23 protein-coding genes are annotated in these 23032 nt (G+C 67.7%); 10 read left to right on the forward strand and 13 right to left on the reverse strand.

All coding sequences use genetic code 11. From position 1 onward, the window contains the following. Positions 1-23: 23 nt before the first annotated feature. From NYZ98_RS39295 to NYZ98_RS39320, 6 genes are all read right to left on the reverse strand, one after another. Entirely contained in the window at positions 24-1262 is a 1239-nt protein-coding gene (locus NYZ98_RS39295; protein ID WP_262850249.1) for a Dyp-type peroxidase, read from the reverse strand. Positions 1263-1268: 6 nt separating this feature from the next. After that, positions 1269-1835, reverse strand: coding sequence for a copper chaperone PCu(A)C (locus NYZ98_RS39300; protein WP_262850251.1), 567 nt, complete (start codon positions 1833-1835; stop codon positions 1269-1271). Positions 1836-2034: 199 nt separating this feature from the next. Next, positions 2035-2604: an MFS transporter gene (locus tag NYZ98_RS39305; protein ID WP_262850253.1), complete on the reverse strand. Its 570-nt coding sequence runs from the start codon at positions 2602-2604 to the stop codon at positions 2035-2037. Between the two features lie 84 nt (positions 2605-2688). Continuing rightward, positions 2689-3636: a polyphosphate kinase 2 gene (gene ppk2 / locus NYZ98_RS39310; protein WP_262850255.1), complete on the reverse strand. Its 948-nt coding sequence runs from the start codon at positions 3634-3636 to the stop codon at positions 2689-2691. Further along, entirely contained in the window at positions 3633-3836 is a 204-nt protein-coding gene (locus tag NYZ98_RS39315) for a hypothetical protein (protein ID WP_262850257.1), read from the reverse strand. Before NYZ98_RS39315 ends, ppk2 begins: the two co-directional genes overlap by 4 nt. Beyond that, a complete protein-coding gene (locus tag NYZ98_RS39320) occupies positions 3833-4978 on the reverse strand; it encodes an inorganic phosphate transporter (RefSeq protein ID WP_262850259.1) in 1146 nt (381 codons plus the stop codon). The genes NYZ98_RS39315 and NYZ98_RS39320 overlap by 4 nt, the downstream gene beginning before the upstream one ends. Positions 4979-5386: 408 nt before the next feature. Here NYZ98_RS39320 and NYZ98_RS39325 point away from each other — a divergent pair, with 408 nt between their 5' ends. Further along, positions 5387-6685, forward strand: a complete 1299-nt coding sequence (locus tag NYZ98_RS39325; RefSeq protein WP_262850261.1) for a terpene synthase family protein — start codon at positions 5387-5389, stop codon at positions 6683-6685. A gap of 149 nt (positions 6686-6834) precedes the next feature. Here the strand turns inward: NYZ98_RS39325 and NYZ98_RS39330 are convergent, their stop codons facing one another. Further along, positions 6835-8358 (reverse strand): acyl-CoA synthetase, encoded by a 1524-nt coding sequence (locus NYZ98_RS39330; RefSeq protein ID WP_262850263.1) that lies wholly within the window; start codon positions 8356-8358, stop codon positions 6835-6837. Positions 8359-8858: 500 nt separating this feature from the next. Here NYZ98_RS39330 and NYZ98_RS39335 point away from each other — a divergent pair, with 500 nt between their 5' ends. Together NYZ98_RS39335 and NYZ98_RS39340 are read left to right on the forward strand one after the other, a co-directional pair. After that, complete coding sequence (locus NYZ98_RS39335) at positions 8859-9056, forward strand: helix-turn-helix transcriptional regulator (protein WP_262850266.1); 198 nt, start codon at positions 8859-8861, stop codon at positions 9054-9056. Further along, entirely contained in the window at positions 9040-9531 is a 492-nt protein-coding gene (locus NYZ98_RS39340; protein ID WP_262850268.1) for a hypothetical protein, read from the forward strand. Before NYZ98_RS39335 ends, NYZ98_RS39340 begins: the two co-directional genes overlap by 17 nt. Before the next feature lie 46 nt (positions 9532-9577). Here the strand turns inward: NYZ98_RS39340 and NYZ98_RS39345 are convergent, their stop codons facing one another. Both NYZ98_RS39345 and NYZ98_RS39350 read right to left on the reverse strand, forming a co-directional pair. Then, on the reverse strand, positions 9578-9919 hold the full coding sequence (locus NYZ98_RS39345; protein WP_316249656.1) for a DUF397 domain-containing protein: 342 nt from the start codon (positions 9917-9919) through the stop codon (positions 9578-9580). Positions 9920-10066: 147 nt separating this feature from the next. Continuing rightward, positions 10067-10984 (reverse strand): Scr1 family TA system antitoxin-like transcriptional regulator, encoded by a 918-nt coding sequence (locus NYZ98_RS39350; RefSeq protein ID WP_380708489.1) that lies wholly within the window; start codon positions 10982-10984, stop codon positions 10067-10069. Positions 10985-11651: 667 nt separating this feature from the next. Between NYZ98_RS39350 and NYZ98_RS39355 the strand changes: the two genes are divergently transcribed. Then, positions 11652-12224 carry a hypothetical protein gene (locus NYZ98_RS39355; protein WP_262850274.1) on the forward strand — a complete coding sequence of 191 codons (573 nt, stop codon included), beginning with the start codon at positions 11652-11654 and terminating at the stop codon, positions 12222-12224. A gap of 154 nt (positions 12225-12378) precedes the next feature. Beyond that, entirely contained in the window at positions 12379-12825 is a 447-nt protein-coding gene (locus tag NYZ98_RS39360) for a GNAT family N-acetyltransferase (RefSeq protein WP_262850276.1), read from the forward strand. A 70-nt stretch (positions 12826-12895) separates the two neighbouring features. Here the strand turns inward: NYZ98_RS39360 and NYZ98_RS39365 are convergent, their stop codons facing one another. Together NYZ98_RS39365 and NYZ98_RS39370 are read right to left on the reverse strand one after the other, a co-directional pair. Beyond that, the gene (locus NYZ98_RS39365) at positions 12896-14170 is read right to left on the reverse strand and encodes an enolase C-terminal domain-like protein (RefSeq protein ID WP_262850278.1); all 1275 of its coding nucleotides are present in this window, start codon (positions 14168-14170) and stop codon (positions 12896-12898) included. Further along, positions 14167-15048: an NAD-dependent epimerase/dehydratase family protein gene (locus NYZ98_RS39370; RefSeq protein WP_262850280.1), complete on the reverse strand. Its 882-nt coding sequence runs from the start codon at positions 15046-15048 to the stop codon at positions 14167-14169. The genes NYZ98_RS39365 and NYZ98_RS39370 overlap by 4 nt, the downstream gene beginning before the upstream one ends. Positions 15049-15269: 221 nt before the next feature. On the opposite strand from NYZ98_RS39370, the gene NYZ98_RS39375 reads away from it, so the two are divergent. From NYZ98_RS39375 to NYZ98_RS39395, 5 genes are all read left to right on the forward strand, one after another. Next, positions 15270-16010, forward strand: coding sequence for a class I SAM-dependent methyltransferase (locus NYZ98_RS39375; protein ID WP_262850282.1), 741 nt, complete (start codon positions 15270-15272; stop codon positions 16008-16010). Between the two features lie 159 nt (positions 16011-16169). Further along, entirely contained in the window at positions 16170-17423 is a 1254-nt protein-coding gene (locus NYZ98_RS39380; RefSeq protein ID WP_262850285.1) for a HAMP domain-containing sensor histidine kinase, read from the forward strand. A gap of 236 nt (positions 17424-17659) precedes the next feature. Beyond that, entirely contained in the window at positions 17660-18679 is a 1020-nt protein-coding gene (locus NYZ98_RS39385) for a 1-aminocyclopropane-1-carboxylate deaminase (protein WP_262850287.1), read from the forward strand. A gap of 1085 nt (positions 18680-19764) precedes the next feature. Further along, entirely contained in the window at positions 19765-19983 is a 219-nt protein-coding gene (locus NYZ98_RS39390) for a hypothetical protein (protein ID WP_262850289.1), read from the forward strand. A 799-nt stretch (positions 19984-20782) separates the two neighbouring features. Further along, positions 20783-22192: a hypothetical protein gene (locus NYZ98_RS39395; protein WP_262850291.1), complete on the forward strand. Its 1410-nt coding sequence runs from the start codon at positions 20783-20785 to the stop codon at positions 22190-22192. Positions 22193-22289: 97 nt separating this feature from the next. On the opposite strand, the gene NYZ98_RS39400 is transcribed toward NYZ98_RS39395, so the two are convergent. Then, complete coding sequence (locus NYZ98_RS39400) at positions 22290-22877, reverse strand: type III PLP-dependent enzyme domain-containing protein (RefSeq protein WP_316249657.1); 588 nt, start codon at positions 22875-22877, stop codon at positions 22290-22292. Positions 22878-22900: 23 nt separating this feature from the next. Further along, positions 22901-23032 (reverse strand): integrase core domain-containing protein (locus NYZ98_RS39405; RefSeq protein ID WP_262850295.1); only part of this gene is annotated, 132 nt, incomplete at its 5' end.

Raw genomic sequence — 23032 nt, forward strand, 5'->3', positions numbered from 1 at the left:
CGGGGCCCCCCCGACGCGGGCGTTCAGGACAGCAGGGTGTCCCCGATCCAGCCGTCGGAGGAGCATCCCGGTGGGACGGCGAACACCGCCGAACCGATCGGGGTGGTCCAGTCGTTCAGCAGGTCGGCCTCGGCCAGCCTGCGCTGGATCGGGACGAACTGGCGGGCCACGTCCGCCTGGTAGGCCGCCAGGACCAGCCCGGAGTCGGCCTTGCCACGCGAGGTGGGCCCCTCGTCGTAGTTGTAGACCCGGCGCAGGATCCGCATGCCCGGGTCGGCCACGTGGGCCCGCCGGACGTGGGCGAACTCGGAGATGACCGGCAGCCCGGCCGCGTTGAGCCGGTCGAGGTCGGGCACGTCGTGCTCGGCGTTCCCGGTGAGCGGCGCGCCGTCCGACAGCCGGCGTCCCACGCTGAACTCCCGGCCCGCCCGGTCGGCGGCGTCCCAGGTCTCCAGCTCCATGCGGACCCGCCGCACGACCAGGGTCGTCCCGCCGCGCATCCACGACGGGCCGTCCCTGGTCCACACCGCCCGGTCGAAGTCGGGCGAGCCGGGCTCGGGGTTGACGGTGCCGTCGAGCTGGCCCATGAGGTTGCGCTGGGTCGTCCCCGCGGCCTGGACGTGGGCGGCGCGGCGGAACCCGCGCTGGGTCCAGCGGACCGTGGTGAAGGCGCGGGCGTCCCTGATGATCACCCGTAGCGCGTGGGCGACCGTCATGGGGTCGTCGGCGCAGATCTGCGCCACCAGGTCTCCGCCGCTCCACCTCTCCTCCAGCCGGTCGATCGTGAAGGCCGGCAGCGGAGCGACCGACTCGGGCCGCAGGCGGTCCAGCCCGGCCGCCGTGAACAGCCCGGGCCCGAACCCGAAGGTGACGGTCAGCCTGGCGGGGAGCACCGCCATCTCCGTTTCCACGTCCGCGAGCGCCGCCCGCCCCGAGGCGAGCCGGCGCGTGTCGTCGGTGAGCAGGCGCATGAGCCGCCCGATCGCCTCCCTGCCGGTGCCGGGACGCAGGTCGAGCCCGGCGAAGACGGCGTGCGCCTGGGGAAGGGTGGCGACGCCGGCCTGGTGGGGGCCGTCGAAGGCCTCCACGTCCTGGCCGCCCGGCCCGATCAGCCCGCTCGGCCCGCTCGATCCGCTCGGTCCGGCGGGCGCCGCCACGGAAACGGGCTCCGGGGCGCACGCGGCGAGCGCGCCCGCGGCCGCGGCTGCGCCGCCCGCGAGCAGTCCCCTGCGGCTGAGCAGGGGGTCCGGTGAGGTACGCATCCCCGCTCAGCTCCCGTCCTGGCCCATGCCGTCCATGCCCGGCTGGTAGTCCTCTTTCCCGCCGGCGAAGTCCTTGCCGACGGCGGTGAACGCGAGGGTGCTGCCGTCCTTGAGCGTGAGGGTGAAGGGGACGCGCGCGCCCGGCCGCACCGGCTCCGACACGCCCAGCAGCATGATGTGGTCGCCGCCCGGCTGGAGCTGGTGCGTGCCGTGGGCGGGGATGACGAACCCGCCGTCCTTCGGCCGCATGATCATTTTTCCGCCGGAGTCCACGACCTCGTGCAGCTCGATCTTCGGTGAGGCGGGTGAGGCGCCGGAGACGACGGTGATCTCGGCGCCGGTGGTGTTGACCAGGGTGCCGAAGGCGGCGGTCATTCCCTTCTCCGCCGCCTTCACCCAGGGGTCGGTGATGGTGAGCGGGACCGCTGCGGCCGGGGAGGACGCGGGGGTCGCGGCGGCCGGGGAGGGGGCGGGACGCGCGGCGGCCGGGGCCGAGGGGGTGGAGCCGCAGCCCATGAGCGTCACCGTGGCGGCGAGCAGGACGGCGGCGGGCGCGATACGACGAGTGGACACAGGGGGGCCTTTCGTGGTCCGGTCCGGCGCGACGCGTGCCGAGTACGGCCCGCGACCGGCGGGCCGGCGGCGAAAAGGGGTGCGCCGGACGGCGAGATGACACGTTGGTCCGGGCGGCCGTGTGGCGGGCCCGGCGGGCGGCCCCGCGCGGGTGCGCGGGCCGGAGAAGGTGGGCGCGCCGCCTCCGCCGGCCTGGTGGTCAGCGTGCGGCGGCGGTGCGGTACCTCGGAGGGCCGCGCCTGCTGACGACGTGCCGCAGGACGGCCGGGCGCGGCGCCCTCGGTCCCGCGGCGCGCGAGACGGCCGGCCGTACCCGTTCCGGGACGGTCAGGAGCAGCAGGGCGCGGACCAGCCGGGCGCCGAGCCGGCGCAGCAGACCCCAGAGCGCGGCCTCGCCGCGCGCCAGCCACAGTGCCGTCAGCACCACGGCCCAGCCGTGCGCGACGAGCATGCCGAGGCCGGGGACCAGGCCGGAGTGGACGTGCGGGGCGAACCCGGAGGCCCCGCCGGTCGTGCCCACGGTGTGGGCCATCGAGAAGACCAGGTGCAGGACGACCTGGAGGCCCGCGAGGACGGGAAGGATGACGCCCGCCGCGCGCTCGCGGCCCGACAGCGGCAGCACCGCGGCGGTCACCAGCGCCAGGACGCCCAGCGCCAGGGACGGCGAGACGGTGCCGCCGGCCACGACGTGCGCGGTCACGCTCAGCCCGAGGCACACCACGGCGAACGCCGCGGTGCGGGCGAGACGGAAGGGCAGGGCCGCGGGCATGATCCCGTAATTATGGCACGAAGGTCACGCTTTCGCCGGGGTGCGTGGGGATGCGGTGGATCAGGTGAGGGGAGGCGGCGGGGATCAGGTGAGCGGGCCGGGGACGGCGGAGTGGTCCTCGTCGAAGATGTCCGCGGCGGAGATGACGACGCACGGGTCCGGGGTGCCGACCACCTTCTCGTCCTTGCCGGGGTAGTCGAACAGGCTGAGGACGTGCCGCATCGCCTCCACCCGGGCGCGCTTCTTGTCGTTGCTCTTGATGACCGTCCAGGGGGCCGTCCCGGTGTCGGTGTGCTGGAACATCTCCTCCTTGGCCACGGTGTACCGGTCCCACTTGTCCAGCGAGGCCAGGTCCATCGGCGACAGCTTCCACCGGCGAACCGGGTCGACCTGGCGGATGATGAAACGGGTGCGCTGCTCGGCGCGTGACACCGAGAACCACAGCTTCACCAGGTGCAGGCCCGAGTCCACGAGCAGCCGCTCGAACTGCGGCGCCTGCTCGATGAACTCCTCGTACTGCTCGGCGGTGCAGAAGTCCATCACCCGCTCCACGCCCGCGCGGGTGTACCACGAGCGGTCGAACAGCACGATCTCCCCTGCGGCCGGCAGGTGGGCGACGTACCGCTGGAAGTACCACTGCGTGCGCTCGCGCTCGCTCGGCTTCTCCAGCGCCACGACCCTGGCGCCGCGCGGGTTGAGGTGCTCCATGAAGCGTTTGATCGTCCCGCCCTTGCCCGCGGCGTCCCGCCCCTCGAACAGCACGGCGAGCCGCCGCCCCGAGCGTTTGAACCAGTACTGCAGCTTGAGCAGCTCGATCTGCAGCAGCCGCTTGTCACGCTCGTAGTCCGCGCGCGGCATGCGCTCGGTGTAGGGGTAGTGCTCGCGCCAGGTGTCGACCGCGCGCCCGTCGGCGCGCAGCAGCACGGGGTCGTCGTCCTCGGAGTCGTCGACCCTCAGCCCGGGGGTCGCGTCGATGAGGTCCCCCGCGGTGGGGGTCCCTCCGTCCTGCCGTCCGTCGTTCGTTCCGCTCACTTGGCGAGCATGACGTAGAGGCCGAGGACGATGCCGGCGGCGACGACCAGGAAACAGGCCGCGGCCCCCACCTTGCCGGCCGGGCGGCCGCTCGACAGGCCGACCAGGGCCAGCGAGAAGACGGCGGCCAGCCCGGCGCCCGCCACCAGCGAGGCGACCATGACCCGCCACAGTGCGTCCAGATCGATGTAGTCGTTCACGCCACGCTCTCCTTCACCTTGGCCGGGCGGCCGGTCCACTCGTCGTTGACGTTGCCCGCGTGCACGGGCTTGCGCCGCGAGGCCATGTAGAGCGCCCCCGCCAGCAGCAGCCCGATGACGAACACGATGGACACCCCGGTCGCCCCGCCGATGCCGTTCGCGCCCGCCCAGGCCACGGCGCCGACGGCGGCCGCGGCCGGCAGGGTGATCAGCCAGGCGGCGACCATCCTGGCCGCGACGCTCCAGCGCACCTCGGCGAGACGCTTACCGAGGCCGGACCCGATCACCGAACCGGTGCAGACGTGGGTGGTCGACAGCGGGAACCCGAAGTGGGAGGAGGCGAAGATGACCGCCGCCGAGGAGCTCTCCGCGGCGAAGCCCTGCGGGGTCTCGATCTCGGTCAGCCCCTTGCCCAGCGTGCGGATCACCCGCCAGCCGCCGAGGTAGGTGCCCAGGGAGATCGCGATCGCGCAGGCCGCGATGACCCAGAAGGGGGTGCCCTGGTCCTTGCCGATCGTCCCGTTGGCGATCATCGCCAGGGTGATGATGCCCATCGTCTTCTGGGCGTCGTTGGTACCGTGGGCGAGCGAGACCAGCGAGGCCGAGCCGATCTGGCCGAACCGGAACCCGCGCCCGCGCGTGCCTTCGGGCACGTTCTTGGTCAGGGCGTAGACCAGGTAGGTGCCGGCGGTGGCCACCAGGATCGCGGCCAGCGGGGCCAGGACCGCCGGGACCAGCACCTTGGAGACGACCGCCGCGCCCTTGACCGCCGAGGCGCCGGCCGCGATCAGCGTGGCGCCGACAACGCCGCCGATCAGGGCGTGCGAGGAGCTGGAGGGGATGCCGAAGTACCAGGTCAGGAGGTTCCAGGCCAGCCCGCCGACCAGGCCGGCGAACACGACGGTGAGGGTGATGGCACCGGTGTCGACGATGCCGGTCGCGATGGTGGCGGCGACCTTCAGCGACAGGAACGCGCCCGCGAAGTTGAGCACCGCGGACAGGGCGACGGCGACCTTGGGACGCAGCGCTCCGGTCGCGATCGAGGTGGCCATGGCGTTGGCGGTGTCGTGGAAGCCGTTGGTGAAGTCGAAGGACAGGGCTGTGACGATGACGACGGCGAGCAACACCGTGTTTGCATCCATACGGCCACATATGTCTCGCCTGACGGCGTCTAATCGCCCTTTCGGGGGTCTCTTCCAGAATTCATCTCCCCGTCAACGACCCTTCACCACCGAGCCGCCGCCGGCCCCCGGCCCGGCCAAGATCGCGTCCCGTCGGCGGCACTTCACCGCCAGCCCGATCGTGCCCCGCCTCAGCGGCGCTTCATCGGCGAGCCGCCACGGGCCGCAGGACCGGCGGAGATCGTGGGACGCGGTCGTGTTCCCGGCATGGACGTGCCCGTCCGGCGGCGGCGCACCTTGGGAGGTGCGGCCCGGCGGGGGCGGGTGTGATCCTCGTAGGGCGTGGCAGGCCACGCGGCGCTCGACCGAAGAGGACGAGATGAGCGGGTACCGCATCTCCACCACCGCCGGCCCGTACCGCGCACGCCGGTGACCGCGCCGTCGATCCGGCTCGACCCGATCCCCCGCCCCACCTCGGCCGGGGGCGGCACGGACCCGCACCTCGACGAGGTGCTCCCGAGGGCCTTCGACGACCTCCCGCCGATGGTCAACGAGCACGTGGCGGCGGCGCGGCGGCACCTTGACGCGTGGGTGGCGCGGCACGGGCTCGTCGGCAAGGTGAGCGCGCGGGAGCGGTTCGCGCGCGCGGACTTCGGCTGGTTCGCCGCGGTCACCTACCCGACGGCGGACGAGTCCGGCCTGTGCCTGATCGCCGACTGGTTCGCCTGGCTGTTCCTGCTCGACGACCGGTTCCGCGACATCGCCGTCGGGCGGGAGCCGGCCCGCTGCCGGGAGCTCGCGGGCGAGATCGCGGCGGTCCTCGCCCAGGACGGCGCCCGCCTCACCGCGCGGCGGCCCGGCGGCCCGGCCCTCGTGGAGTCGCTCGCCGACCTGTGGAGCAGGACCGCCCCGCACTCCACCCCGGAATGGCGCACCCGCTTCTCCGGCCACCTCGCCGACATCGGAACGGCGGCCTTCCGCCCGGCGTACGCCCGGACCGGCGACACGATCCCGGCGTACGCCCGGACCGGCGACACGATCCCGGCGAACGACCGAACCGGCGACACGATCCCGGCGTACGACCGGACCGGCGACACGGTCCCGGCCGAGACGGGTGCCGTGACGCCGTACGAGACGGCCTCCACCGCCGGGCGACAGGACGCCGGGGCGATGCACGTCCGTATGGACCTCATCGAGATCGTCGAACGCGCCGTCGTCCCCGAGCGCCTCTACGACGACGGCACCTACCAGGACGCCCTGCGATCGGCATGCGACGTCGTCCGCTGGACCAGCGACGCGTACTCCCTGACCAGCGAACCCTTCTTGGGCGGGTACTCCCTGGGCGGGTATCCCGGAGCGAGGGGACCGTCCCTGGGCGGGTACCCCGGACAGAGGGAACCGTCCCTGGGCGGGCGCTCTGGGGAGAGGGCAGCGTCCCTGAGCGGGTACGACGAGCCGGCCGCCGTGGTGGAGAACACTCCCGGGCTGGACGGTGGCGGGCCGGTCTCCCAGGTCGTGACCGCGATCTCCGGGGGGATCCGCGCCTACCAGGAGCGGGAGATCCGGGCCTTCGCCGCGTTCCCCGCGCACGCCGACGTCCTGGCGGCGAACTTCGCGGGCATGCGCTCGTGGATGCGCGGCAACCTCGACTGGTCGGCCCGCACCCGGCGCCCCCACCGGCTGGGCACCCCCTCGACCCACCGCCCCGTGGAGCACCCGGCCCCCTAACCGACCGGTCCCCCTCACCGACCAGACCGGCCCTCGCCTCGGCACCGGACCCACGGCCTGTCCGCTCTGCCCGATCGGCACCGACCGACGACCCGCCCAGCCGTGACCAGGCCCGCGATCCGCCCCGAGCCGGACGAGCCCGGTCGGCGCTATGCCTGCGACCCGCCCTGGGCCGGGTGGCCGTGGTGGGCGCGGAGGCGGGATTTGATGATCTTGCCGGAGGCGTTGCGCGGCAGCGCGGTGACGAACACGGCGCTCTTGGGCACCTTGTACCGGCCGAGCAGCCCGGCGGCGAACGCCAGCAGCGCGGCCTCGTCCGGCACCGCGCCCGGCCTGAGCACCACGATCGCCTTGCCCACTTCGCCCCACCTGTCGTGCGGCACCCCGATCACGGCGCACTCGGCCACGTCGGGATGGCCGTACAGGACGTTCTCCACCTCGGCCGGATAGATGTTCTCCCCGCCTGAGATGATCATGTCCTTGGCGCGGTCGACGATGGACACGTACCCGTCCGGATCGACGACGGCGATGTCCCCGGAACGGAACCACCCGTCGCCCATCAGTGCGGCCTCGGTGTCGTCGGGACGGCGCCAGTAGCCGCTCATCACGTTCGGCCCCCGGACGACCACCTCGCCCCGCTCCCCCTGCCCCACCTCGGTCCCGTCCGGCCGGACCACCCGGACGTCGGTGAAGAAGTGCGGGACCCCGGCCGACCCGGCCTTGGGCCCGCTCATCTCCCTGTCCAGGAGCAGCGCCCCCGGAGAGGCCTCCGTCATCCCGTACCCCTGGACGAACGACAGCCCCCGGGCGAGGTAGACGCGGATCAGGCTCTCCGGCACCGGCGAGCCGCCGCACAGCAGGTTGCGCACCGACGACAGGTCGGCGTCCGGCCACCCGGGCGCGGCCGCGAGCGCGGCGAACATGGCCGGGACGCCGAACAGCATGGTGACCGCGTGCCGTTCGACCAGCTCGAACGTCCGCCCGGTCTCGAAGCCGCGCTCGATGAGCACCCGCCCGCCCTTGAGCAGCGTGGGCAGGCACGTCATGTTCAGCGCGGCGGTGTGGAACAGCGGGGCCATCACGAGCGTCACCTCGTCGGCGGCGAGGTCGACGTCGACCAGCACGTTGACGCTGTTCCAGGTGATGTTCCCGTGCGTGAGCACCGCCCCCTTCGGGGTCCCGGTGGTGCCCGAGGTGTACATCATGATGAGCGGATCCTCCAGCGACACCGGCTCCCCCGCACTACCTCCGACCGCCCTCGCCAGCATCGCCTCGTAGCCGTCGTGGACGTCGACCGTCCGCAGCGGCAGGGCGGCGGCGGCCTCCGCCGGGTCCGCCTGGGACCCGGCGCCGTGGACGAGCACGGACGACCCGGAGTCCGCCAGCATGTAGCCGATCTCCGCGCCGGACAGGCGGGTGTTGAGCGGGACGAACACCGCGCCGAGCGTCCCGGCCGCGAACAGGGTCTCCAGCAGCGCCGGGTGGTTCTCCCCGAGGTAGGCCACCCGGTCGCCCCGGCCCACCCCGAGCCCGCGCAGCGCCCGCGCGAGCCGGCTCACCCGCTCGTCGAGCTCCCCGTACGTCATCGCGCGCCCGTCGTGGACGATCGCGACCCGGTTCGGCGTCTTACGCGCCCGCCGCCGAGGCCAGGAGCCGACCCCTTCGTCCCGCATACCCGGACCACTCCCTAGAGACCCCGCCGCACCACCAGATCTCCCCCTATACACAACCTCCCCACGGCAATCGTCAAGAGCGGCCTCGGCCAGGACCAAGGCGGCCACCGCCAGGCGCCTTTCCGAACCAGCCGAATGGTGGGCCCACAGCCGCGTCGACGGGGACCGGGACGCATAGCGTCGATAAACATTTTAAGCCGCTGCCGCTAAAGGCCACAGCCATCGGGCGACGGGGCAGGCGACCACGTCGTACTGGAGGATGCTGCAGTTCAACCGTTGCGACCCCTCCACCCCTCGCTGGGACCAAGGTGGCATGGCCGATCGCACAACAACCTCTGGTGAAGGCGAGGGAGCCGAATGTCACGCCACCTTATCGAAGGGCCTGAGTCGGCTCAGCGAGCGCCTACGCTGAGTAGGAGAACTAGCTCATTTGCCGCAAAGCTGTGCAATCATGTGAAGCTTACTTTACATTACCTTATGTAAGAGATAGTTTTCATAGAGTGCGCAACAGGCTGCTGGAGCTTCGCCAGGCCAAAGGCTTGACGCAGTCCGAACTCGGGGAAGACCTGAACGTGTCTCGCCAGACGATCGCCGCCATCGAAAAGGGCCGTTATCAACCCTCGCTCCGTCTAGCTTTCAAGATCGCGAGGTATTTCGGTCACACCATCGAGGAGATCTTCCATGAAGACCACCAATGACCTCAGATCAGGCCACGACGGACCAACGGCAACGAACGGCGATGGCGGCTACAGTCCGTCACCAAGACCGCTCCCGCAACTTCTGGAGCTCATCCTCGTCGCTGCAGTGACCCTGACGATAGGAGGGCTCCTTCTTTATATAGTCGTACGAGACTGGGGAGCCTTGTGGGCCGTCGCCTTCGCCATCGCCTGCGCAGGGATCGCCGTGTCCCTCAGGTTGCTGGGCAGGTGGCGATCCGACGCGGCCGCGATAATATCCGATCCGCATCCGCAAGACGAGCGACGGCATCTCATCTCCTTGAAAGCCGGCTCTACGGCGAACAAGGCAGTACTCACCGTCGGCTCGGGTGCGTATGTCGTTTCGACCCTCAAAGGTGAGGGCTCGGACCAGCTGGCCATTGCATTCGCCGGCATCGTGAGCGTGGCAGTGCTTACTTATGTGTGCGCCACCTGGTGGTTTTCCCGGCGAAGCTAACCGCTAGGGTACAGGAAAGTATGCTCACACCACCTGCACGAAACTTTCAGCCGACCTCTTCATCCCTGACCTGACGTGGACAAGAACCGTGTTCCACCCAAGCCGTTCGAGCATCGAAGACTCCGCGCTTGACCTGGAAAATAAACATCCGCCACTCTGCTTGGGCAACCCAGAGCAACGGGCCGCCGGGGTAGCGAGAATCTCTGATGCAGATGAACCCAGACGAGTGAGCGACTTCGACACACTCACTCTGCGGAGTCTCGCTGGCTCTGCTCTTACGCCAGACGAGCGTGTGACGACAGTTCGGATCGGCAAACATCAAGCGACGCTCCATCCGTTTACGGACAGGCCTCACACCTGCCGCTTGGTCTGCGGGCAGCCCGGCCATGCGAGCCGAACGACCATCAACACGGCCGTGTGATGATTCCTGTCCACGAGTGTAAACGGGTAAAGCTATTTCTCCCAGCTTCGCAACCGGGGGACACGGTACCGCACTGCATCGAGACAAGCTCGCTGCCGATGCGTTGTTGTGACGTTACTTCATCAAGTCATCCGCCGTTTTGGCTATCAGCTCCAACGACTTTTCCGGAGTGAGCGCCTCGTTTACGAGAGACTCGAAGATGTCGCGAAAGCTGCTGACCAGTTCGTCGTCGAAGGTGGTGGCGGGACTTTCTCCACGTTCACGATAGAGGAGGTCACCCAAGCCTTCTTCAAATCCCAAGACGGTGATAGGCCCTCTGGTCATGCCCTCATGGGCTCCGGCACTGAACGGGATCACTGCGATAGTGAGACGTGGATCCTTCTGGGCCAGCTCAACAAGGCTTCGAAGTTGCGTCGGCATGATCCGCGAGTCCACCTTGGCTCCCACATGGCGGCGGATGACCGCTTCATCCAGGATGAAGTACCTATGAGGAAGATCATCCCGAAGGGCGAGTTCCTGCTGGCGCTGCAGCCTCAATCGAACAGCGGCCGCAAGCTGCGAGGACACTGCCCCTCCGACCATGACCTGCGCGTACTCCTGGGTCTGCAGAAGTCCTGGGATCACCGAAGGCTGGAACTGGCGAATGAACGCAGCGCCGGCCTCGTAACCCACATAAGTCAGATAGGCGTCCGAGACCTTTCCCTTGTACCTGTCCCACCATGCGGCCCCCTTGGCACCTCTGGCCAAGGCCTGAAGTCGATCCGACTTTGTCGGCGATGAGACCCCGTACTCGTTGAGCAGCGCCTGCAAATCCGACTTGGTGATACCTGTCTTACCACCCTCGATACGGATCAGCTTGGAGGGAGACCATTCCAAGCTCTTCGCGACCGCATCCTGAGTCAACCTGTTGTCTCTCCGTAGTCGCACAAGTTCAGTACGTAGCAATGCGCTCTGCACGACGGGCCCCGGACCACTACCGGACATACATCCTCCCGCACACTCTGTAGTATCGGCTGATCGCCATCGAGCCATCTAGCGTTACGCTTGCTAGCGGCATGCAAGGTGTCATATTGAGACCTAGCGTTTTTCACAAGACCCGACGAAGATCATCATACCTGGTCGGTATGGCTACACTTCTCCTAGAGACCACGTCGGAATGCCAGAAAGGGTCCAACCGAGATAATGTTGTAACGTAGCAGATTGCCAGGTAGCACATTGACGGGAGGCGAACGCTCAACCGAAGCTTGTACCGGCCTTTACTCAGCGTACAAGGTTTCCAGCCTCCCGTCCGTGCTCGATCGACAGGTCTTGCCCCTGGGCGCGTCGTCGTCATGTACCTGGGGGTGAACCGCATCACCGAGCGAATGCGCCTTCACAGCTCCTAAGCAGGAAGGTCGTCCCCTCCATCTCTTCTCCAGCGGCGCCAACCAGCAAAAGAGAGATGGGGAGGACGACCTCCTCGACACCCGCAGGAGAGTGTTCGACCGTGAGCATGTCGAGTCCGCGAGCACAGATTCGAGGCGACCAGCCAAACCTGAACGCGACCGGATGATCCGTCTCGTTCAGATGACGGAGAACTCCAACCTCACACGCAAGACACGACTGAACAGGCAAAACGTCCTACCGGATCCCCCCAGTCTAGTCGTGATCATGATTCATAGACCAGAGATCTAGGCATCACGACCAAGAGGGGCCGAGAATGTCGTCACGGACGGAAACGTTCAAGGAAAGCCTGCTGAGACGCGTCCGCTCGAACGTCCATACAGTGATCATCGGCGTCCTCGTCGCGATTGTCGCGCACTTCACGATCTTGGCTCTGCAGAACACGCGACCCACTCCTGATATCGGCATCGATCGGCCGGTGAGAGACCAACATGAGGTCGTGGGCCCGTGCGTGCGGGTAAGTGGACATGGTGTCGCGGCTGAGGGCCGTGCTCTTGTGATATACGCCTATCCAGTCCGGGGACAGAGGCCTGTCGGAGTGATCACCTTCGTGGCTGAGGTGAACGTCGAGGGAAATGAGTGGTGGGCGATCATGCCACTGAAGGCATCGGCGAAAGCGAAGGAGAACGTCTGGTACCGGATCCGCATCACCACCATGGATGCCCAGCAAGTGCGCGACACTGTGCGGATCGCCAAGCACTCCTCCGGCCGGGCCATATGGGAGGACACAGTCGTACCGCCAGGCATCAAGTACACCGACAGCGTCGACGTCCAACGAGCGCCCGGTCCTAACCTCAACTGCTGGAACTTTTCCCGGGCAGGATCGTGACTCGCACGTCCCAAAGTGATCAGGGGTGCCGGAGCAGGTTGGCGTGTCACGAGTCAGATGCCGAGGCCCGGTCTCTGGAATGGCGTGCGGGGCGTCAATGATCCCTACACGAGAGCGAAACCACCGGGTCCTACGTGGGGAGGGGTCTGCCAGGATGGGGGTCGTGATCGAGATCGGGCCGTTACGTGCTGGGGACCGCGCCGTCTGGGAAGTGCTGGCGCGCGGCTACAAGACCTTCTACCGCACGACGGTGAGCGCCGAGGAGTACGACAGGACCTGGGCGCGGCTGCTGGCCGGCTCGGAGTTGCACGCCGCCGGCGCACGGCTGGACGGGAGACTGGTCGGCATCGCGCACTATCTGTTCCACCCCATGGTCTGGTCGGAGGACGGCTGCTACCTGCAGGACCTGTTCGTCGACGAGACGGCGCGCGGCCAGGGCGCCGCGCGGGCGCTGATCGAGCACGTGGCCGAGGCGGCGCGCGGCCGGGGTGCCGCGCGCCTGTACTGGACCACCAAGCAGGACAACGCCCGCGCCCGCGTGCTGTACGACAAGGTGGCCCGCTTCAACGGCTTCATCCGCTACGACCACACCTTGGACTGACGGCCGCCCCGCAGGGGGCCGTCAGCAAGCCCCTCGCGAGGGGCCTATCAGGAAGCCTCGCGGGAGGTCGTCAGGGGGCCTCGATGCCGCCGTCCGGGCGGCGGACCGTCGTGGCCCAGCGTTCGAACAGGTGGGTTTCCGGGGGGAAGGCCGCCGCCGCGGCCTCGTCGACGTCGATGCCCCAGCCGGGCGTGTCGTTCGGGTACAGGTGCCCGCCACGGGGGACGAGCGTGCCGGGGAAGACCTCGCGGGTGGCCTCGTTGTAAAGGTGACCCTCCTGGACGGTGAACGCCGGGCTGCTGACGTCGAGGGCGACGTTCGCCGCCGCCCCGACCGGCGAGACGTCGGCGGGGTTGTGCCAGGCGGTGCCCACACCGGTCAGCTCGCACAGCGCCACCAGCTTGCGCGCCGGAGTGAGCCCGCCCACCGCCGACACGTGCAGCCGCAGGATGTCGACGCCGCCCCCGGTGACCAGCCGGGCGGCGTCCGGGACCGAGGCCACCTGCTCGCCGACGGCCAGCGGCATGGACGCGGCGGCCCGCACCTCCGGGAGCCGGTCGTACAGCTCCAGCGGGATCGGGTCCTCCAGGAAGAACAGCCGGGCGGGTTCCAGGTCCCGCACCATGCCGACGGCCTGCTTGACGGTGAGCCGGTGGTGGACGTCGTGCAGCAGTTCCACCTCCTCGCCCAGCTCGGCCCGGGCGGCGGCCAGCAGGCCGGGGGTGGTGCGCAGGTAGTGCTGGACGTCCCAGCCGTCGGGGTGCGGGTGGCCCGGGTAGCCGCCGCCCCTGCCCGGCGCGCCGTAGCTGCCGAGGCCCGGCTGGCCGACCTGGATCCGGACGTGCCGGTAGCCGGCGGCGATGATCTCGCGCGCCTCGTCGAGGGTCTCCGGCAGTGTGGCGCCGCCGGCGTGCAGGTAGAGCGCCGCCGCCGATCGCACGCGCCCGCCGAGCAGCTCGTACACGGGCATGCCCGCGCGCTTGCCCGCGATGTCCCACAACGCCTGGTCCACGCCCGACAGGGCGCTGTTCAGCACCGGCCCGCCCCGCCAGTACGAGGACAGGTGCACCATGCGGGTGATGTCCTCGATGTCGGCGGGGTGCCGGCCGACCAGCATCGGCGCCACGTGCCGCTCGACGGTCGTGGCGACGGCGTGGAAGCGCTGGGTGAAGGTGGCGCAGCCCAGGCCGTACAGCCCGGGGTCGCTGGTGTCGACCCGCACCACCACGAGCGGGACGCCTTCGGGCGCGGTCACGATCACCCGCACGCCGGTGATACGCAGGGCGTCGCGGGCCGGCCACGGCGCCTGGGTCTGCGGCATGGCGCCGCCGTCGCCCGCGCTCACGAGGCCACCGGTCCTGAGGCGCGCTCGACGGGGTACAGGTGCTCGGCCCGGAAGCCGAGCAGCCGGGTCGCGGCCCCAACGTCGATGGGCGCCGCGTGGCCGGGCACGGGCGCCCGGCGCTCGACCCCCGGGTGGTAGCGGTCGAGCAGTTCCTCTGTGGGCTGGACGGCGAGGGTGTCGGGCGCGGCCAGGAACAGCACGTGCGCGCCGGTCAGGGGGCGGGTCACCGCGAGCCAGCCGGCCCGCGCGGCGTCCCGGGTGTCCAGGTAGGTCCACAGCTCGCGGGCTCCCGAGCCAGGGTCGGCGGCGTACATGGCCGCCCGCTTGGGGAACTGGTCGGCGGGGCCGCCCAGCAGGGGGTAGCGCATCGCCACCGAGTCCATGCCGTAGCGGCGGGCCATCATGGCCGCGGTCGCCTCGTCGACCTGCTTGGACAGGGCGTAGGGGTCCTCCACCTGGAGCGGCGTGGCCTCGTCCACCGGCAGGTAGGCAGGGTGCAGCTCCCGGGCCGACCAGGGCAGGCCGGTGACCGAGAAGCTGCTGGCGAGGACGGCCCGCCGCACGCCGGCCTGGGCCGCCTCCTCAAGGACGACGAACGTGGCCCGGGTGTTCCCCACGAACACCTCCTCGGCGGTGCCGAGGCTCGGCGCCGCCCGGGCCGCGCAGTGGATCACCGTGTCGACACCTGCCAGCGCCTCACGGACCGCACGCGCGTCCCCGGCGCTGCCGGTCACCACCCGGTCGGCCGGCAGGTCGCCGGGGTCGTACAGGTCGAGCGCGGTCGCGGGGACCTCGTGGCGGGCGAGCAGGTCGAGCGTCGCACGCCCGAGCCTGCCCGACGCACCGGTCACCAGCACTCGGCGCGGATCGCGGGTCAATCAAGTCACCACCTGTACACATCATGGGATCACCGGGTTCTCCTCCCGGCCTACGTTTCCATACACCATCCGGCCCCACCACGAGATCACCGGCCCCCGCCGGCGGCCTCGCCTCGCGCCGGGGATGCCGGAGATCCCCTTCCCTCGGCGGGCCAAGGTCGGTAAGGTCGCGATATGTCGCGTCTTATGCGTCTTATCGCCCCTCAGCCAGGATCACGATCATGAGCGGCGTCGCCGTGGGCCGCCGTCCCTCGTACGGCGTCGACGCCCCCCTCGCGCTACTCGGGCTGGTCGCGGGCGCCGTGATCGCGCTGGCCGCCACGATCGCCGCCCTCGCCGCCCGCTGGCCGTTCGCCTGGCTCCCGGCGCTGTCCGCCGCGTACTGCGCGGCGAGCGCGTCCGCTTACGCCCACACGACCCTGCGGGGCAAGTTCAAGGTGTGGGAGGAGGAGCTCGGCGCCCTCCGGCTGGGCGGCGCCGAACGGGTGCTCGATCTCGGCTGCGGGCGCGGCGCCGTGCTCAACCAGGTCGCCGCGCTGGTGCCGCGGGGACGGGCCACGGGCATCGACCTGTGGCGATCGGTGGACCAGTCCGGCAACGCCGAGGAGGTGACCCGGCGTAACGCCGAGGCCGAAGGGGTGTCCGGCCAGGTCGAGCTGGTCACCGGGGACATGCGGTCGCTGCCGTTCGAGGACGGGTCCTTCGACCTCGTCGTGTCGTCCCTGGCCGTCCACAACATCCCCGACGCCGGGGGACGCGAGCGGGCGATCACCGGCGCGTACCGCGTGCTGGCCCCCGGCGGCCGCCTGCGGATCGCCGACTTCCGGCACGGCGAGGACTACGCCATCGTCCTGCGGGCCCTCGGCGCCGAGGAGGTGACCGTGCGTGACCTGGGATGGCGCTTCTGGTACGGCGCGCCGTGGTTCGGGACCCGCATGGTGAGCGCCCGCCGGCCCGCCTGACCTGGGCGGGTGGGTGGCGCCGTGCCCTTTTTCCAGGTCACGTAGCTTGATGGTATGGGTCAACCAACTCTCACGTTGTGCCCACGGTCGATCCGCGGACGAATCACTCTGCTCACGGTCCTGACGACCGCTCTTGTCCTGATCCCCCTGGCACTGATCATGAGCACGGTCATCCAGCAGATGTTCACCGACTCGGTGTGGCACGACACCCGAGAGCAGGTCACCGCCGTCGCGGCGACCATCCGGGCCGGGCAGGTGCCCGCTGTGATCATCCCGGTGGTCCCCGGCGTCGACCTGGTCCAGGTCGTCACGCCCGGCGGGCAGGTGATCGCCGCCTCCCCCGCCGCCAGGGGCAAGCCCGCGATCAGCACCATCCGGCCGAGCACCCGGGATCCGATCACCGACGCCCAGACCTGCGCCGACCCCGAACCGGGGTGCCTGCGCCTCACCGTCCTGCGCGCGGGCACCACCTCCGACTCGCCGCTGATCTATGCGGCGCGGCGCGCGCCCAGCATCCAGTCCACCGGGTTCATCGCCGCCGCCGTCAGCGTCCAGACCGCCGCGCTGATCGCCCTGGCCGGCTGGACGAGCTGGAAGATCACCGGCCAGACGCTGCGCCCGGTCGACACCATCCGCAGCCAGCTCGCCCAGATCACCTTCCACGACCTCAGCGGCAGAGTGCCCCAGCCGCCCGGCCAGGACGAGGTCGCCAAGCTCGCGGCCACCGCCAACCACACCCTGGACCGGCTGGAGCGCGCCGTCCAGACACGGCGGCAGTTCGTCACCGACGCCTCCCACGAGCTGCGCACCCCGCTGGCCGGGCTCCGCCTGCAACTGGAGGAGGCCCAGCTCCACCCCGGCGAGACCGACCTGCCGCACCTGCTGGACCGCATGCTCGCCGACACCGAGCGCTTGCAGCAGATCGTCACCGACCTGCTGTACATGGCGGGCGTCGAGGCCGCCGTGACCACCGCGCGGGAGCGGGTGGACCTGGGCGACCTGGTCCGAGGCGAGCTCAAGCACCGCCGCGACCCCCACCCGACCCGGCTCGCCCTTGCGCGCGGGGTCACCGTGGTCGGGGCGTCCCACCAGCTCAGCCGTGCCCTGACCAACCTGCTGGACAACGCCCAGCGCCACGCCGAGCACGTCGTGGAGGTGGCGGTGAGCCGCCAGGGGGACCACGCGGTGCTTTCGATCGGTGACGACGGCGCCGGGATCGCCGAGGCCGACCGCGAGAAGATCTTCGAGCGGTTCACCCGGCTGGACGCCGCCCGCAGCCGCGACCGCGGCGGCACCGGCCTCGGGCTGGCCATCGCCTCCGACATCGCCATCGCCCACCGCGGCACCATCAGCGTCGGCAGATCCGCCACCGGCGGCGCCCGCTTCGAACTCCACCTCCCCCTCGCCACCTAACGCCCCTCGCCTTCACCGCCTGACCCACCGCCACTCTCAACCGCTCCTCGCTTTCACCGCCTGACCCACCGCCACTCTCAACCGCTCCTCGCTTTCACCGCCTGACCAGCCGCCCACTGCGAACCGCCCTTCGCCCTCACCGCCCGGCCCGCCGCCCCGCTCCCGTATCACGCTCGCCCGCTCCCGTACCCTGCTCACGCACGCGCCCGCCGCCCCTCCGACCGTACGGAGCCGCCATGTCGATCACGTCGTTCGAGCGCTATCCGCTGCTGTTCGGCCCCTCCCCGCTGCACCCCCTGGAGCGGCTGACCCGCCACCTCGGGGGCGCCTCCATCTGGGCCAAACGGGAGGACTCCAACTCCGGCATCGCCTACGGCGGCAACAAGACGCGCAAGCTGGAGTACCTGCTGCCCGACGCGCTGGCGAAGGGCTGCGACACGCTGGTGTCGATCGGCGGCGTCCAGTCCAACCACACCCGCCAGGTCGCGGCGGTGGCGGCGCGGGCCGGCCTGAAGTGCGTGCTGATCCAGGAGAGCTGGGTCGACTGGCCCGACGCGGTCTACGACAAGGTCGGCAACATCCTGATCAGCAGGCTCGCGGGCGCGGACGTCCGGCTGGTGCGCGCCGGGTTCGGCATCGGCGTGAAGGAGAGCTGGCAGCGGGCACTGAGCGACGTCGAGGAGTCCGGCGGCAGTCCGTACGCCATCCCGGCGGGCGCCTCGGACCACCCGCTGGGCGGGCTCGGCTTCGCCAACTGGGCCTACGAGGTCGTCGCGCAGGAACGCGAGGCGGAGGTCTTCTTCGACACGATCGTGGTGTGCTCGGTGACCGGGAGCACGCAGGCCGGCATGATCGCGGGGTTCGCGGCCATCGCCGACGCGGGCGGCCGGCCGCGCCGGGTGCTCGGCATCGACGCCTCCGCCAAGCCGAGGGAGACCCACGACCAGGTCAGGCGCATCGCCACCGGCACCGCCGCGCTGATCGGCCTCGAGCGCGAGCTGCGCGAGGACGAGATCGAACTCGATGACCGCTACCACGCCGGGACGTACGGAATCCCCGACGAGCCGACGCTCGCGGCCATGCGACTCGCCGCACGCACCGAGGGCATGGTCACCGACCCGGTGTACGAGGGCAAGTCGATGGCCGGCCTGATCGACCTGGTAAGCCGCGGCGAAATCGCCCGCGACGCGACAGTCCTCTACGTCCACCTCGGCGGCCAACCAGCCCTGAACGCCTACAGCGCCTTGTTCTCCTGAAGACGGCAGAAAAGCCGCGCGAGGAGGCACGAGGTCAGCATGCGGCTCCCCCGCGCGCGAGGGGGCACGAGCCTGCGGCCTCTTCGTCCCGAAGCAATTCGAATACCAGTTTGACCCTTCACCAGGCCTCGGCGACTAGCACGAACAAGTGCGCCTACGTTCGCCAGCGTCCGCGTGTGGGCGCACCGGTTGTCACGCAGTTGGTCACTCAGCCCTTCCGCCATGCCCCGGCACATCGCTGCTCAACTCCGGATGAGGGGCTGAGGACGCACATGAGGTAGAGGCGCTGGCGTGGAGGTCGCAAGCTCTCGAAACTCTGGGGCCGACCGTGGACAGACAAACGAGCTCGAATCGCCGCTGACCTGGGTAAACAGCGTTGAGATCATCGTAGGCACATTAGTGGACCAGCGACAATCGGCCGCTCAAGCTGGCCTACGGCTGAGATCATGATCCCTGCCCATGGGGCCGTCCGTTGAAGTCTGCTTGAAACGGGACAGCGCAGCCGAGCGATTGATATGTCATGGGACGCCTGCGGAGATTCCTCAAATAATACCCAGTAGTTTTCCTGCTTCCCGCCTTTGCGGTTGCAGTGCTTCTTATAGTTAGTGACATCCCTACTGATGGTCTGGTTGATTCTGCAACTTGGACCGTTATCGCTTTCCTCGACTTCAATATTCCGCGCGAACGCTCGGGAGAAGCTCTCGCTCCAGATCGAAGTCAGCGGCGCGGGAGAGATATCTGGCCTCATCTCCGACCGTTAAAGACGGTCGATTGAGCCTCTCTAGTTGCCACTCTGATGGCTGTTCTTAGTGCGTCATTTCTGGACGAAATAGCTAGATCATTACAGGAAGCAACCAAGATAGTTGTTCTATCTCTACTCGCCTTGGCGTTCTCGCGCGCCAGAGCAAACAGGGAGATTGAACAGTTAGCATCCATATCGCATTCATCAGATGATCTCGAAAATAGATTCACCGACACGGCGCGACAGTTGTCCGAATCGGCGCGAACGTTCGGGCTTCTCCAGGCCGAAATGCACGCGCGCGCAGGCCCCAAAGGAGCTTGCTCGTGAGGCCGAAGAAGCCCAGATGCACGCAGATACAGACCGAAAATACGCTGCAGAACAGCAGGCCGCCGCCGAAGCCGTAGAACGCCTTGTGGCAGCACGTGCAGAACCTATCATTGAGGCGATTGATCGACGTTCGCGGCGCTCGGGAGTGTTCTTTCTCATCAATGGCGCGGTGCTCGGCACAGCCCTACAATTCATCGCAGAGCGATTTATGTATAAGGATTCGATGAAGCGTTGACTGCGCTCGAATCAACCCAGAGCGAATCCCCGATGTGCCGGAGCACCGGCCTTTCCGCGACGAGCACGAAGGTGCTTCGCACGAAAGGGGCTGAAACACTCTCTGGTTGATCTTGGCGGCTGGTTACTGTGACCCCGAATGGACTCTCAAGGTCCAGTACTTGCCCTCGCTCAGGCCGCTTCGCTCGGACCATACCCATTCCCCGTTGAACAGAATGGTGAGCCCATGTCTCCATCGGAGGACGAGTTCGCCGACTCCGAGTTGACCCATGAGCTGCTTAGCCACGAGCAAGTCACCCTTGTTGTCACAAGTGCCGACGAAGCCCCTCAAGGCTGACACCACGCCAGCCAGCGGGCGAAGCTGCAGTCCCGAGCCTTGGCCGTCATCCCTACGGCCCACTCACCCATGAAACAAAGTGTCACCGACCTTGTCGCCAACGTCTACGCCCCCACCGAGAGCAAGCCGAGGGCACCCCGAAGTATGAGCGGCGTGAGCAAGGGCAAGTACTGGACCCTGAGATTTCGGTCGGGATCACGATGACCGCCCCCACCATGATCAACTAACGAGTGTTACAGCCATCGGCCGTGCAAAGCACCCCTCTTCGTGTGGGGACAACGGGGTCAGCCTCCCCGTAGCGTGTCCCCGGAAATCTAGAGCGTTTCCTCTGGTCAGAGCACCTTCGGGGGACAGCGGGGACAGCTCTCTCCTTCGCGAGGTAGAAACCGCCTGCCCTAGAGAAAGATGCACGCTACACTATGATTTCTTGTTTGCCATAGCTTGCGCGGAGGGCTTGAAAAGCATGACTGATTCGGATCCGGCAGCTTTTGATGATGAGCTGCCGAATGAAGTGCTCGATGAAGGAGTGGCGGAAGATGCGACATCAAACGGAGGCGAAATACTAGCCCCGAACGAGGATGAGGAACGGGCGATCAGGCTCTTGGATGGACATGGCTACTCTGTTGTGGATCTATCCAACCTCTTCATTAAGTTTCGAGCGAAACCAGCAGACGGCGTGCGTTCAACTGCCCGACACGTAATACCAAGAAGTGAAATTGGCAGCCTTCTGCGGCAATTGTCGGAGGAGTTTATAGAACATCCAGATTATCGAGGTATCCTTATCCCAGGTCAAGGTTACTTTGAGGTATTTCTAGCTGCTCCGCAAGACGCACCATCACTGGCTTGGTCCCTAAGTTATCTTAGAAGTGATACCGCTTCTGAATGTCCGCATCGTCATGGACAAAGGATCCCCAGAATAGCCTTGGAGGCTGAGTCTGAGGTTTACCGCCGCCGCGATGTATCGCTTCATCTAGGCGACGCTTCCGGCAAGTGCCTGGAGATTTCGAATTTATCACCTCTGGCTGCCATCGTTCTTGGCCCAACTACGTTGGACGCTGGAAATGCTCGCCGTTTCCCGTGGCGCACACCGAGGAGACTGACACTCAAGGTTGATCTTGGCAGGGAGATGAACGCAGAGGATTTAGTAGCCTCGTGCGAAAAGCTAATGCAGTCACTGTTCTACGAACTTGACATTCGAAACGGGGTGGCCATCGCCCCCGTCAGGCGAAGCAGAACACGAGAGAAGATCATAGATAACAACCCACCGACCCTTCTACTAGAGGTACGCCACCCTAGAATACAGCTAAAGCATGAAGTAGCATCGCTATTCGGATTTGCCACTTGGGCTCAGGATAGTCCCCCACTCGCCTTCTTGTCGTACTATCAAGTACTGGAGTACTTCCTTCCAGTCGCTGTCAGGCTTAACACCCTGGGTCGTCTTCGGAGAGAACTTAACGATCCGCATTTCGACAGACGAAAAGATGAATCTCTCATGGATATCATGAAAATCGCTGAGGGTGCGGCTTCGATGCCAGAGAGCCAACAGTTAAAAACCCTTATAAAAGCACTCGTTCGACCAGAGCGGCTTGAAGAATTCTTGTCGCGCGACTGGGGCGATCACTTCGGAAAGAAGGGCAAGATATCTGGAGTGGGCTTCATAAGCCTCTCTAACCCATCGGTCACACTTGCTGACCAGGTAGCGGAACGTGTATACCGACTACGAAACAGGATCGTGCACGCTAAGGATGATCCAAAATATTCGGACGCTCCAGTTCTACTACCGCAAAGCCCTGAAGCAGAAGCGCTAGGCTGTGACGTGCTCCTTGTAAGGTTTCTGGCAAGCGAAGCGATATTAGCAACACAGCCGAGTTAGTTGAATGAGGAGGCAAGGGGCAGCGGCCTATACCCTCGTACGTCCGCGAAAGCCTATCCCGACGTTACTGCGTTCACCGTCAAAGCGAGCAGCGATATTATAAAGGGCGGAGTAAGGGACCCGGAGATGTCCTCCAAGTCCTCTTCTTACCCGAATAACTCAGCTTTCTAGGTAGTGGAAGGCAGGCTTTGGGTGCATAAGGAAGTCGTGGTGAGAAATATTTCAAGCGTAGGCGCCCGCCATTAGGAATTCCACCACATCCTCCGGTTCCAAGCTTACGGGGGATGTGCCGTGCCATGGTGTCCTTGGGCGTACAGAGTTGGCCGACAATCGTGGTTGGTTCGCCAGGCTGCTCGATGACCATGGGTTGGCTATGACCCTTGGTTGCAGGAGTGCGGATGTGGTGAGTACCGCCAGCGACCACGGCGAATAGCTCGCCGTGCACGCGCTTGACGTCAATGACTCGGGTGACGTACCGCCCGCAGTAGACCGAGAGCGAGCGCCCCGGCTCGATGCGCAAAGTTTCTCCGGGTCGCCGTAGCGAGGCCAGACCCTCTCCGTAGGTCTTCCAGTCGAACCGTGAGTCTGGGTCGACGTAATTCACGGCCATGCCGCCGCCGATGTTGATTTCGGTGACGCCTAGGCCGCGGGCGTACTTGAGAATCGCGGCTGCCAGCTGCAGCATGCGAGGCACGTCGAGACCGCTGGCTAGGTGTACTGCCCTGTGAGGTTGGGTACGCGGCTGGCGGGTGGTTGGCCGTTGAGTGCGGTGTGGCCGCGGTGGTGATTGTAGGTGTGGAGCCAGCTGGGGAGTGCTTGGCGGCGTTCGGTCTCGGACTG

The organism is Sphaerisporangium corydalis, from assembly GCF_025506355.1.
Taxonomy (GTDB): Bacteria; Actinomycetota; Actinomycetes; order Streptosporangiales; family Streptosporangiaceae; genus Sphaerisporangium; species Sphaerisporangium corydalis.